The organism is Legionella nigrisilvae (assembly GCF_977063395.2).
This window is the reverse complement of sequence record NZ_CDRUGZ020000027.1, coordinates 642,714-656,436: the sequence shown is the minus strand read 5'-3', so window position 1 is coordinate 656,436 and position 13,723 is coordinate 642,714. Positions and strand designations below refer to the sequence as shown.

Below are 13,723 nucleotides of genomic sequence, written 5' to 3'. Positions count from 1 at the left end.
GCGAACCCAGGTACTGTTTAAAATTAGTGAGTTTCTTATGAATGAATGGTGGTTATTGGGATTATTAGCAGGTCTAGCAGGACTGGCCTGTATGATTATAATTTATCCATTCAGGCGTCATTTTATAACGGGTTTGTTGTTGGTTCCGGTTATATTTTTGGTGGCATTTACTGGATATTATTATTGGGGTGGATTTGGTGGATGGCAAAAATACATTCAACATCGGAACTCTCAGGAACAAGCTAAAAAAATGCTGGAATCAGTTAAAAGCCCGCAAGAGTTAATCGATAAATTACGCGCAAAATTGGATGATACTCCCAAGAGTGCTAAAGGATGGTATCTATTGGGACGTTTGTATAATAGCCAAGATAAACGGCAAAACGCTGTGGAGGCTTTTTCGAAAGCATATCAATTTTATCCAGATGATGAACAATATGCCGTCAATTATGCACATAGCTTGTGGGTTCTGAATAACCAACAATTTACCGAACAAATTACCGAAATATTTAGTCGATTATTAAAAAATAATCCAAATCAGCCAGATGCACTAGCCATGCTTGCGATGGATGCTTTTGTGAGTCATGCTTATGAGGATGCAATTAATTATTGGCAACGTTTATTAAAACTGGCGCCAGAACAATCAGAAGAAGCGAATGCAATTCGGAAAGCAATTGCTAAAGCTGAAGAGCATATTAGATTACGAGAAACGCCAAAATAAATTAAAAACTTAAACCTGTCTTTTTGAAAAAACTTCATTAGAGTCATTCGTAAGTATGTCGGTAACGAAAGCACGTCCTTCCGAAAAGTACATACATTAATATCTGTTCTTTAAGATATGAAACCCCTCCTATTTGTAATGCAATTAATTTTAAATCTGCTAGTCTATAAGTAGGCATCAGAATTTTAAGGAGAAAATGATGTATAAGAGGGTATTATTTGCTACTGACTTTGACGAAGTTGGTGTTATAGCAGCGCATAAAGCAAAAAAAATTGCCGATGAAAATGGCGCTGATTTGATATTAGTTCATGTCGTAGAACCCATTCCTGCATATGCATATCCAGGTTTTGCCGGATTTGCTGAGGTTGAATTATCCATTCGTGAACAAGCCGAAAAAGAACTTAATGAATTGGGTGAAAAGCTCGGGGTAGATGCAAAACACCGATTTATTGAATTTGGTTCCACCAAAAATGAAATTTTAAGAGTTGCGCAGGAGCGACATATCGATTTGATTGTTACCGGAAGTCATGGAAAACATGGGCTTTCATTATTATTAGGGTCAACAGCAAACTCAATTTTGCATGGAGCTCAATGTGATGTATTGATTGTCCGCTCTATTCATCCAGAAAAATCATAAGAATAGTACCAGAGCAGCAAAGCGAATCCAGAGAATAATTTCCATTAGGAACCTAGGTTACGCTTTGTTTGCCCCAAATTTACAGGGAATTCTAATACTTTCTTTTCAATCTTTTAATTTCTCAACTGGACAGAAAACAAGTATACTACTTGCATTCGAGTTACACGATTGAATTATTATGAAATTGTTGCGCGGGATTCAACATTTTTCTGCTTTTGATAAAGGTGTGGTAGCTACTATTGGTAACTTTGATGGCGTGCATTTAGGTCATCAAAATCTTATTAGGACTTTAAGAAATAAAGCAAATGACTTAAAGTTACCTTTAGTTCTTATTCTATTTGAACCACAGCCTAGAGAATATTTCCAACAGGAAAAAGCGCCTGCACGACTCTCCAGTTTAAGAGAAAAATTAGAGGTTTTAGGCTCATGTCAGATTGACTATGTATACTGTTTAAAATTTAATAGTGTATTGGCGGAAACATCTGCGACTGATTTTGCACGCACCTATTTGTTTTCTACACTCCATGTAAAATATTTGCTCATAGGTGAGGATTTTCGTTTTGGTAAAAATAGAGAAGGTGATGTGCGCTTATTGAAAGAGCTCAGTTCTCAGTATGCCTGCGATGTGAATATTTATTCAAATTTTTGTATTAATGAAAACCGAATCAGCTCCACTCGAATTAGAACAGCATTACAGCATGGTGAGTTGAATACAGCTACCAAATACCTGGGTAGACCTTATAGTATTTGTGGGCGTGTATTACATGGAGATGGACGAGGGCGTCAGTGGGGAATCCCTACTGCCAATCTGGCTCTGAACCGATACTCGTTACCTTTACAGGGGGTATTTGCAGTTCAGGTTCGAATTGTTAACCAAATAGTATATGGTGTTGCTAATGTGGGACGCCGTCCTACAGTAGATGGCAGTAAGAATATTTTGGAAGTGCATTTATTCGATTTTGATCAGTCTATCTATGGTGAATTATTGCAAGTGTTTTTCTTGCACAAATTGCGTGATGAGGTTAAATTCACTTCGGTGGATGCTTTAATTGCGCAGATATATGATGATATTGCGGTGGCGAAAGAATTCCTCAAGAATTGTAATGAACTACTCCTATATCAAAGCTAAGTTTAGATTTAGTGCAGGTTAAATAAAAAATATTTTGGCCCAATGATGATGTGCGGTTTTTTTAAAATGTTTTTTATATAACATGCATCAAATGAGAGCTATTCTGATACGGGGTGAATAGTCACCAAAAGTTTAACGATTTTGCAGAGCGAATTTCTTATGGCAGAATATAAAGATACATTGAATCTTCCCAATACTTCATTTCCGATGAAGGCAAGTCTAGCTACTCGAGAGCCTGAGGTTTTGGCTGATTGGCAGGCAAAAAAAATATATGAAAAAATTCGTAAAGCCCGTTCCGGAAGTAAGCGCTTCATTCTGCATGATGGTCCTCCTTATGCGAATGGTCACTTACACTGCGGTCATGCCTTAAATAAAATACTTAAAGATATTATCGTTAAATCCAAATCGCTTAGCGGGTATGATGCACCCTTTGTTCCTGGATGGGACTGTCACGGGTTACCTATTGAGCTTAATGTAGAGAAAAAGATAGGCCGAGTTGGGGATAAGGTATCTGCTAGAGAGTTTCGTGCCAAATGCCGTGAATATGCAGCGAGCCAAATTGATATTCAACGCGATGAATTTCAAAGACTTGGGGTTTTTGGTGATTGGTATAATCCTTATGTCACTATGGATTTTCGCTATGAAGCCAATATTGTTCGTGCATTAGGTCTAATGATTAAAAACGGTCATTTGCAACAAGGTTTTAAACCGGTACATTGGTGTATTGATTGTGGTTCTGCTTTAGCGGAAGCGGAAGTCGACTATGATGAGAAAACTTCTCCATCGATTGATGTCACTTTTTTTGCAGTAAATCCTGAAGAGTTTATTCATTTGTTTCCAGGAAAGGCAGAAATAAAACCACTGGGCCTTCCTATTTGGACAACAACCCCATGGAGTTTACCTGCTAATGAAGCGGTATGTTTGCATCCCGCAATCGACTATTCTTTAGTAGATACGGGTGATGCATATTGGATACTTGCTACTGATTTGGTTGAATCAGCGATGGCTCGTTATGGAATGACGCAATATACCGTTCGTGGCGCGGTAAAAGGAAAGGTATTTGAACATTTGAAATTGAAACATCCTTTATATAATCGTTTTGTCCCTGTGGTATTAGGTGAGCACGTAACTACTGAATCCGGCACTGGAAGTGTTCATACAGCACCTGCTCATGGACCAGATGATTACTTAGTTGGTAAAGCCTATAATTTGCCGTTAATTAATCCAGTTAAAGGAAATGGTTGTTTTGCTGATGATGTAGAACTGTTTGCGGGACTGTCTGTTTTAAAGGCTAATGATACTATTTTGAATGCTTTAGCGGAACATGGTGTGCTTTTAGCTAAACAAAATATTAGACATAGTTACCCCCATTGCTGGCGGCATAAATCACCGATGATTTTCCTGGCCACGCCTCAATGGTTTATCTCTATGGATAAAAGCCAATTAAGAGAACATATTCTCAAAGAAATCGATAAAGTAACTTGGGTTCCTGATTGGGGTAAGGCTCGAATTAGCAATATGGTTGAAAATAGACCTGATTGGTGTATATCAAGGCAAAGAGCATGGGGTACACCTATGCCTTTATTTGTACATAGCTCGACGCGTGAATTGCATCCTGATACATTAGAGCTTATCGAAAAAGTAGCCTTGCTTATTGAAAAATCCGGGATCGATGCTTGGTTCGAAATGGATATAAAAGAATTACTTGGAAAGGATGCTGAGTTTTATGAAAAAATTAATGACACTATGGACGTGTGGTTTGACTCCGGAGTAACCCATTTTTCTGTTCTAAAGCAAAATGAGGCTTTGGCTTTCCCTGCAGATATTTATTTTGAAGGTTCGGATCAACATCGCGGCTGGTTTAACTCTTCGTTAACCACTTCCGTAGCAATGTATGGTGTGGCTCCTTATAAAACCGTATTGACTCATGGATATACCGTAGATGCTGAAGGTAAAAAGCTTTCTAAATCCAAAGGAAACTATGTTGCTTTAGATAAATTAGTCAATCAACACGGTGCTGATATTTTACGTTTATGGGTGGCGTCTACAGATTATCGACATGAAGTGAGCATTTCAGATGAAATTATAAAGAGAAATGCAGATGCTTATCGCAGAATTCGTAATACGGCCCGCTTTTTGCTTGCGAATTTATTTGATTTTGATCCAACCAAGGATTGTGTGCATGTCAAAGATCTTCTGGAATTGGATAAATGGGCATTAAAACGAACTCAGCTCTTGCAAGATGAAATTATAGAAGCCTATGAAAACTATCAATTCCATATTATTTATCAGAAGATTCATAATTTCTGTGCGGTAGATATGGGAAGCTTTTATCTGGATTTAATTAAGGACAGACAATATACCACCGCAAAAGAAAGCAAAGCCCGACGGTCTTGTCAAACTGCTATGTACCACATTATTAGGGCCTTTACTCTTTGGATAGCTCCCATATTATCCTTTACAGCTGAGGAGATAAGCCGCTATATACCAGGTTATAAACAAGAATCAGTCTTTACTGAGCTTTGGTATGATGCTTGGCCAAAGATTGATGATGTGAACATGACGGATTGGGAAGAACTGCATGTAATTCGCGACGAAGTTAATAAAGCTTTGGAAGAAACACGTCAAAGGGGCGAAATCGGTTCCGCTTTAGCTGCCGAGGTAATTTTATATGCGGATAACAAAGTATTCCCTAAACTGACTCGTTTGGGCGAGGAATTGCGCTTTTTATTAATTACATCAGATGCAGCAGTACAACCCATGGATTCAGCTCCTGCTGGGCTGTCTGCCACAGCCTATGGTTTTGCGATTGCGGTTTCAGCAAGTGCCCATGAAAAATGTGCTCGTTGCTGGCATAGACGACCTGATGTGGGACAAGATGCGCAACATCCTGAGCTCTGTTTACGTTGTGTCAGTAATATCAGTGGGCAAGAGGAAAAGAGACAATTTATATGAAAAAATGGCCATGGTTTATATTGAGTCTTTTTGTAGTTATTTGTGATCAAGCAAGTAAATACTTGGTGGAGTTTTTTTTAACACCCTATAAACCATTAGCTGTTTTCCCAATGTTTAACCTTACTTTGGCTTATAACTCCGGCGCAGCATTTAGTTTTTTAAGCGGCGCTGGAAATTGGCATCGATGGTTTTTTGCCAGTTTCAGTTTAATTGTGAGCGGTATTCTAGCTATTTGGTTATATCGTACTGCAAGTCAGGCAAAGTTACTTTTGGCTGGAATAAGTCTTATTTTAGGGGGGGCGATAGGTAATTTGTTCGACAGAGCCTACCATGGTTATGTCATTGACTTTATAGATGTATATTACAAACATCATCATTTTGCTACTTTTAATATAGCAGATAGCGCGATTTGTATTGGGGCTGGATTTTTTATTTTGGATTTATTAATTAATAAAAGTAATTAATTAAATTCTATGTGGGTTTAACCATTGGTATTTCTTCTATGTAATCCTCACTTAAAACTTTTAAGGCTTCTTTTTTAAGTTCTTTAAAGTGAGTTGAAATTTCTTTTTCTTGTTTTGGTTCATTTGTAATGCCCAATGCTCCTATCATTTTATTTAAACACTCATCAGGGGTTTTTTCATTTAGAGCATCCTTCAACTCATCAAACATTGTTTTATAAGAAGAGGAAAATATGGATAATAATATATGGCCACACGTATTTTCTTTATCATGGATAAATTTGGACACCAGTTCGATTACATTCGATTTTTGATGATCAAACGCCAGGGCTATTTGATTAAGACTTAATTGAAGTCCAAGTACATTTGACTGCGCTCTAATTATAGAGTGCTCCAAAGTAGCGATTTTTAGAGCTATTGGCAAGTCAACGGGTAAAGGTTGAGAAGTCTGGTTCAACTTAATACTTGCTGCATTTAGATATAATCTAAACAATCCTTCTAAGTGCGAACAATCCATGTTCTTCTTCAATAGTTGGATTTTTTCATGAATGCTTTTGAAGCTTTGAACCATTTTCCTTTGTTTTTCAAGCTCTTTGCTCAATTCCTCAATATCCGTATTTATCTTAGCGAATGTATTAGTTGATCTATGTTTTATAACATTAACGTATTCATCTGCTAAGAAATCAATTCTAGCTGGTTTTAATATCGTCAAGTTTTTTAACTCTTCTTCTATATTGTTAATGAGCTGAGAAGAGGCGGGAGCTTCCATAATTAATTTTTGCTTTTCAAGCTTAGAGTGAATTATGCGAAGTGGTTGTAAAACCGCATCGCATTTTTTATACAACAATTCTAAAGAAATGGTATGGCTTGGTATGCCCCCCATAAATTGGGGAATCCCCCACCTTCCTGTCCATAATATTGCCGTGACTTGTTCTCGATAAGAGCCATATTGGTATTTAAAATATTCATTCCATCCAGCCTTTTCATTTTCCGGTATCTCCAGATCGAACAAAAGTTGATTGAATTTTTCTGGGGTATCATAGTGCTTCCAAAATTGACTCATGAGTTCCTGGTTTCTTTCCAAAGGCACATTCTCTAAGAATTTGTGTAATTTAGCTACTCGATTAAAATGTTGTTGCGGAAAGCTCTCGATATTTTGTTGAATTTGAGCTTGTTGTATTTTTAAACTGTTTAATTCCTGCTTAAATTGTGTGTATAAATTATCTTCTTCTGAAAGAATTTCCTTTGATGGGTTAAGTACTGGAACAGTATTTTTTCTGACTTCTAATCGGTTTTTTAGTTCGTTAAATTTACTAATCAAATGATCCTTTATGAACCCCATTTCCTCCTTAAATCTGCTTGGGGTTAGGCGTGAACCTAATAATTTTTCCTCAAGTGCGCTTATAGAAGAATAAAGTGCTAAAATATTATCATGTTTGGACGGTTCCACTCGATTGGTATCATATTTTAGAATCCAGCTTTTTAATCCATTTAAAATATTATCAATAGCTTCATTATTAAGTGTTAAACCGAATCCTATTGAACCAAATCCATTGACCCATCCATTGCTTAACCCAGATAGGAGCTTATCAATAGGGGCAATTTCAGGATGATCTTGAGGTAAATCTCGTTTTCGTTCGAGTGCTAAAGCTGCTAGGGAAAAAATTAAAGTCCAACTACGATTTTGGTTGCTGGCTTTTTCAATTTCGGTAGACATCCTACCGGTTTTTTCTTTCATTTCTTTGGTAATATAATCTAATTGCTGTGCAAGAGGAATTGTTTTGCATTGATGAATAAAACCAATAAATGCTTTTTCTATGCCTTGTTTGTAATTGTCAAACGCAGGATCAATTTTAGTTTTTCCGTTATAGGTAGTGAGAGTTGCTATTGTTTGGTCTAATAGAGCAGTATCAATCATGCCAAGCCTATAATCAGTTTGATTAAGCACCATTATAGGCTTGGGAACATTAAGGAAAAATTAGGCTCGGTACAATAATGAAATAAAATTTAAATTCCTAACACGACCTTAAGCCAAAATACTTGTTGTGAGTGCATTGAGCTGTTTTATATCAGGGTCATGTATACTTACCGCTGCTACAGAGGGTAAATTAAGAAAATGTTCTGCTTCTTCCCATTCAATTTCCGCTGGAAATAGTTTTAAGTGAGGAAGACACTTATTCAATAGTGTACAAAAAGCTAAGTCAGCGGGGAAGGGACGGACGTGTCCGAGTCCAAGACTCATCACTGCCATGGCTTCAGAAATTGTTGCAACCCCTGGCAAATAGTTGAAGGAGTAAACATTGGCTGTTTGTGCAATTTCAGGTAGATACCCAGGGCTGGTCGCAAAATGTACGCCTGCCTGATAGCAGTTTTCAAGTTGTTGCGTATCAATCACACCACCGGCACCGATTTTAAGGGAGGGGCAGCGGGTGACGGCCTGAGCTAATAACTTTTGATCTGTTGAATTAATTTCAACTAAATCGAAACCGGCTGCTTTAATTTGTTCTAACCGTTCAAACAAAAAATTGTCTACATCCAGTGATATAATTACAGATTGCTTTCCCAGTAACTTATCTAAGATCATGGTGAGTCCTACGGTGATGTACTTTTTTTAGTAAACTTTGGTTAAGTCACAAAGTTTAATGTTAGAAGAGTTAGTTTGTGTTGGCAAGTATATTTGCGATTCTTATTTGAAGAAATTAGGGTAATTCATTAGTTATTCAAGAAAGCGATCTTGGACCCCGAGGATTTAAATTTGAACTCTCGGAGTCTAAGCCAAGGATAAATTGTTTAAGTGCTCGGTGTTGTATTAAATGGAGAAAGGGGTTGGGTCTGATCACGCTGCGCCACTGGGCTTTCTTCTGAAGTCACATTGGGCTTATAAGCTTCTTCAAATTTGGCCATATGTTTTAAGAAACTATTCATTGCTACCTCTGGAACAGGTGCTCTTTCCAACATACCCATAAGTTTTCGTTTTAGAGCTTCAGGATTAAACTTATCCAATTCATTTTTTTTGTCTTCTGGTAAATTTTTCTTTGCTTCATCGGTAAGAAACTTATCTACTTCTTTTTGTGCTCTGGGATCTTGTATTGTTTTAACTTTTGAAAACATAAATCCCCATGTAGGTTTGGGTTCATTACTGATAGTTTGAACAAATGCAGCAGCATTAAAAACTGGTTGTGGGGATGCAGTTGGGGTCGACGACATTTTAGATTGAGTATCAGTTGGAGTGGATGTAGCCCCTAAGCCATAACTTGCACCCGTGATTGTGGACCCTGGTGGCTGCATAGCTAAGTCAGGAGAAGATGTTAATGCTTGTTTCGCATTGGCACGAGCTGCTTGCATCGAAGTAATATGGTTTTTAACCATTAATTGTTCTGCTTTGTTTACCACTAGTTTTGAACGGGTTTCATCCTTTCGGGAAGCATTTTGTTCGACTTCTTGTTTTTTTACGTGTTGAACTACATTTTTTACACTCATTATCTCGGGTTTTGCATTTTCAAAGCGTGCTTGCGCTTCGGCTAACTTGAATGAATCATTTTTGACGTCATCCCACTTTTCTCCTTTATTAAGAAGATAAAATTCACCGTTGTGCTTCACAAGCCCCGGGGCTTGATCTTTAGGCAGAGCAAACAATGCTTTGTCATAAGTAACGCCTTCTGAATTTAAGTCTGCGTCAAAAAATACTTTTTCATTCCCCACTTTGGATTTTATGTCCTTTAGGCTGGCTAGTTGGAGGTTCAATGCATTTTGTTGATCCAATATCTTTCGCGCTTCTTTTTCATTGCCTTTATCTAATTCTTCAAATACATGCTCCGTCAATCTATCTATTTGTCTTTCAAGTGAGCTAATTTCTCTATCGAGCATTTCTGGATTTTTTTCGAAGGTTGGGGCAGATTTATCATAGGCGTTCAGAACGTTATTGTAAGTTGTATGCTTTGCCTCAATGGCTAAACTTTCTTCTTCAAGCCTATTTAACTCTTCGTTAAGGGCTTTTTCTTGTGTTTTAAGATTTTTTTGCTGTTCTTGATAACTTCTAATTGAGCTATCGTAGCGCTCTAAAGTATCCTTAAGTGCACTGTTCTGCTCAGGGGTCTTTTTCTTCTGAGGAGTTTGCTCGCTGGGTTTTAAAGCTTTCTCCTGTTGCATCTCAATTAACTCATTTTGAGCTTTTTGCGCTTCAGCCTCTTCTGAGAGTAGCAGATGGAATAGAAAACCTTTTTTCCGCTCCTCCATCAGGATGTCTTCTTGTATTTGAAGTTGCCGCTCTTCTTCAATAGCTCGCTCATGAGCTAACTCAGAACCAATTTCATGAATTACTGTTTCTCCAGCAGGGGATAATAAGAAGATCTTTATATCTTCAGGATTATGTAAACCGAATTGGCTCAGATCAATGGTAGAAGGATTAGGATCCGCGTCCTTAGATGAAAAAGTAAGCTCTCCACTGGTTATTTTAGATTGTATGGAGGCATCCAGTTTTTCACTTATAAGTGCGAACTCATCTGAGGTTAGGAATTCTGTTAGGTTATCTTTTGCAATCGACATAGATCTTTATCCTGTTGCACCATAGTATAATTATATACAAAATAGTTCAATAAATCACCAGAAGTGAGTGGTGCTAGAGTGAGCATGCTAAATACTATAGCTGATTGTTTCATTTTGAAAAGAGCCTTCTGAATTACTTTTCGATTTTTTTACTGCCAATATAGGGGGATGATGAGAAATGGTTTGAGAATGCTTTTCGCTAAATTGCGATTCACTGCTTTTGCTCAAGAGCGTTTGTAATAAACAGTGGCTGTTTGAATGTGGAATTAATTCATAACGTCTAGGGTCACTGGAATAATATTTTTCATCCTCTAAGGTTGTGTGTAATTTTAAATCTTCTTTTGCAAATGCCCAATAATATAGATGACCACGTTGACTTTCTATAAATGATAACAAAGTTTGTTTCAACATACTGGCTTGATCATCGATCCAGTTGCAAATCGAGGTGGTTCCTTTTGCACTCGTGCTAAACAAAAATCCAAAAGAATGATCCCAGACTTCGCCAATAGCACAGATAATATTACCTACAGAATAGGCAATAATACGCGTTATGGGGTCTAAAATACTAAATGCGATGCGAGCCGAGAAAGAAATAAAATCAAAAATAGGCAATAAAATAAGATTTTTTATTAATTGTGATAGTGGAATGCATAGAGCACAAATCACATTAATGCCGAAATTGAACAATGGATTATCAGAAAAATGACCAAATGGCCAAGTGAAACCATAAAGTGGTGATAATCTAAAATTAGCCATTAAATTATCTGAATGTGGTCTTGCTGCAAAGGAAAGGAATAAGGCTCCTATATCACTGATATTTCCTAGAATAGCAAGCATTTTAGTTAGTAGATTTGTAATACCACGAAAGGGTACATGAATAAAAAGAGCACTGACTTCGATAATTGGAATGGTGAGAAGCGCTAAAATAAAATCAGTAGAGGCTGCAAGAACCTGTTTGCTGACTTTCTTAATAAGGATTCCACTTTTTCGCCACCCCTTAAGAAAACCATTATAGAATCCATAATAGTAACCTTCAAAAAAAGGAGCGATACTCAGCTTCCCTAAAGTGACAACACTCTTAAATAGCCATTTACAGGTGCCAAGAAACCAATCCTCACCAGGATGCATAATCGTATCATAAATAGCTGCGCCACCCTTTCCGCCTAAAGCGGCATAATTGGTGTAAGGAAAGTCTCCCATTTCACGTCCCAAGGAAGGAATTACTTTAGTTAAACCATAACCAAGGCTAAGTGCTAATGAGGCAATAATCGCAATTTCTGCCGGATCTTCTTTGAGTATTTTGAATGCTTCCACAAAAAATTTATCCAAATTTCCACCCGCCACGACGCTTTGCCAATAAGTCATCGATGCAGAAATGGCTTCAGAGATTGTGCCATGACTCATCCAGTGAGCAAGTTTTTGTGTCGGTTCAATTCCCGCAATTAAACCGTGTAAGTGCAATTTAGTTAAAATTGATTTAAGGAACTCGGGAGCAAGTACTGCTCCACCTCCGTAAGCATAAGCGGCAATTGCTAAAGTACCGATCAATGGATTTTGCTCGCTCACATCAATAAAAAAACTGGCGATATGGCGTATTATCTCTAAAATTCGATGAAAGGGATTGTCATAACAGTGGGGACTTGGTGGATGATTGGGCCGGGCAATGATATAAGGACTGTTGCTAATCTGCTCTTTAATAAACTCTTCTAAAGTTTGGCCATTCGCTAATAGGCCTTTATTTTCCAATGCCGAGCTTAGAGAATCCCTTGATTTGCTATTTTTGCTTTCCTTTTTATACCCATCTAATTTTGGGATGTGGGTTTTATGAATGTGGTTGAAAAAATCATCACGCAGATCATGGATAATAAAGTGACGCATGCTTTTATAGAATTTATAGAAAAACCGAGGTATACGCGAAATAAATGCATTAAGTCTTAGGCTAACACGTTCTGGTAAGTAGAGATGACGTTTACTGATTTGTCCTAAAGTGTATAGATCATGTCCTTCGGGCAGGGGGTAGAAAAGTCCATCATGAACAAAATAGCGTAATTGCATTATTTTGTTCTCTTGTCTAATAAGGATAAGCTCTTCCTTAGCAATAATTATCCAACTACCATGGGGCAGTTTACTGATTCTTTTTTTTGCTTTTTTTTTGGTATCAGCAATTATTGGTTGGCTTTCGCTCTTAGTATATTTGCGGATTAGGGTTGGTAAATCGAGGTAACCTTTTTGTATAAACCCTTGTAAGCTATAGTAGGGGGTGATCTTTGTTATGGTTAGGCCATCTAATCGTTGTTGTATTTCTGTCTTGTGTTCTGGTTTTTTATCTATTGCCAGATAATTGATCCAATCTTGGCCATCTCGCCATAATTTATTCAAAAAAGCTGCAAGTTGTGCAATTCGATTTGCAGGAATATTACTCAATGCAGGTGCCGGAGATAATTTGTAATAGGAACAAATAGCTTTTAATGCATCATCTAAATCTTTACTATCGTGTCCTATGTGGAGCTCGCTATCCCAGACAAGGCATGGTTGTTTTGCTTCTTGTTTTTTGACGATATCACTAAAATCCATTTGATCGAGGCGTGATACAGCATAGACACGATTGAAGGAGTAATGTTGGGCTGTTTTATGGGCTTCGTAAAGAAGGTTTCCTAAGATGCCTTCAGATATCAGCGGGGAAATTGCTAACAAACGGTTTTGATTGGAACAGTGGCCAATAATTTTAATCACTTGTTTTCTTAATGCTTCCTGACCTTCATGATCCTGACTCGCTAATCGTCGCTCCGTTTTTAATAATTTTTTTAACGCATTAATGCATTCATTAGCAAGCTGTAATTTTTTTTCTTGTACCGAACTTAAGGGCTGGCTGTAGCTTTCTGAACGTACGCGGTAACGATGAACTTTGCTAATAACATTGGCTACTAATGAACAAGGTCGATCGCCGGGAAGCAGTTGGATCACCTCTGACTTATAGGTAAATAACATGAGCTGCACTGTTTTTTTATTATGATTGGCAATTAATCGCAGTCTATCTCCTCCTGGAAGAAGATATTCCATATTGTAATGACCGTATAAAACAGCTCCTGCTTCGTTACTAAATAGGCTTCCTGTTATGGTTGGCAGTGCTTGATGACTAAAGGGTGTAATGGCTAAGGGAACGATAAGCTGAGTGTGGCCTTTCGATGTTACAAAATAAGACATTGGAACTATCCGTTGTTCACATACTGCACAGGATACTTGGTTTTTTAGTGAAATATCAAGTGGAAATGCTTCAA

At 37.6% G+C, this 13,723-nt stretch carries 9 protein-coding genes; 5 read left to right on the top strand and 4 right to left on the bottom strand.

The genetic code is table 11. The annotated features are described in order from the left end of the window. The first annotated feature begins 37 nt into the window (after positions 1–37). The 5 genes from ACWTE2_RS20155 to lspA all read left to right on the top strand — a co-directional run bounded on the left by ACWTE2_RS20155 (position 38) and on the right by lspA (position 5,903). Entirely contained in the window at positions 38–718 is a 681-nt protein-coding gene (locus tag ACWTE2_RS20155; RefSeq protein WP_454784078.1) for a tetratricopeptide repeat protein, read from the top strand. A 199-nt stretch (positions 719–917) separates the two neighbouring features. Next, a complete protein-coding gene (locus tag ACWTE2_RS20150; RefSeq protein ID WP_454784434.1) occupies positions 918–1,355 on the top strand; it encodes a universal stress protein in 438 nt (145 codons plus the stop codon). 178 nt (positions 1,356–1,533) lie between these two features. Then, on the top strand, positions 1,534–2,484 hold the full coding sequence (ribF, locus tag ACWTE2_RS20145; RefSeq protein WP_454784077.1) for a bifunctional riboflavin kinase/FAD synthetase: 951 nt from the start codon (positions 1,534–1,536) through the stop codon (positions 2,482–2,484). A 159-nt stretch (positions 2,485–2,643) separates the two neighbouring features. Next, positions 2,644–5,439 (top strand): isoleucine--tRNA ligase, encoded by a 2,796-nt coding sequence (ileS, locus tag ACWTE2_RS20140; RefSeq protein ID WP_454784076.1) that lies wholly within the window; start codon positions 2,644–2,646, stop codon positions 5,437–5,439. Next, positions 5,436–5,903, top strand: a complete 468-nt coding sequence (gene lspA, locus ACWTE2_RS20135; RefSeq protein WP_454784075.1) for a signal peptidase II — start codon at positions 5,436–5,438, stop codon at positions 5,901–5,903. Before ileS ends, lspA begins: the two co-directional genes overlap by 4 nt. Positions 5,904–5,910: 7 nt before the next feature. Here lspA and ACWTE2_RS20130 read toward each other — a convergent pair whose 3' ends face one another. The 4 genes from ACWTE2_RS20130 to ACWTE2_RS20115 all read right to left on the bottom strand — a co-directional run bounded on the left by ACWTE2_RS20130 (position 5,911) and on the right by ACWTE2_RS20115 (position 13,649). Further along, a complete protein-coding gene (locus tag ACWTE2_RS20130) occupies positions 5,911–7,818 on the bottom strand; it encodes a hypothetical protein (RefSeq protein WP_454784074.1) in 1,908 nt (635 codons plus the stop codon). A gap of 108 nt (positions 7,819–7,926) precedes the next feature. Beyond that, complete coding sequence (locus ACWTE2_RS20125; RefSeq protein ID WP_182391019.1) at positions 7,927–8,484, bottom strand: bifunctional 4-hydroxy-2-oxoglutarate aldolase/2-dehydro-3-deoxy-phosphogluconate aldolase; 558 nt, start codon at positions 8,482–8,484, stop codon at positions 7,927–7,929. A 206-nt stretch (positions 8,485–8,690) separates the two neighbouring features. Next, the gene (locus ACWTE2_RS20120; protein ID WP_454784073.1) at positions 8,691–10,445 is read right to left on the bottom strand and encodes a hypothetical protein; all 1,755 of its coding nucleotides are present in this window, start codon (positions 10,443–10,445) and stop codon (positions 8,691–8,693) included. An 87-nt stretch (positions 10,446–10,532) separates the two neighbouring features. Then, complete coding sequence (locus ACWTE2_RS20115; protein WP_454784072.1) at positions 10,533–13,649, bottom strand: hypothetical protein; 3,117 nt, start codon at positions 13,647–13,649, stop codon at positions 10,533–10,535. Between the last annotated feature and the right edge of the window lie 74 nt (positions 13,650–13,723).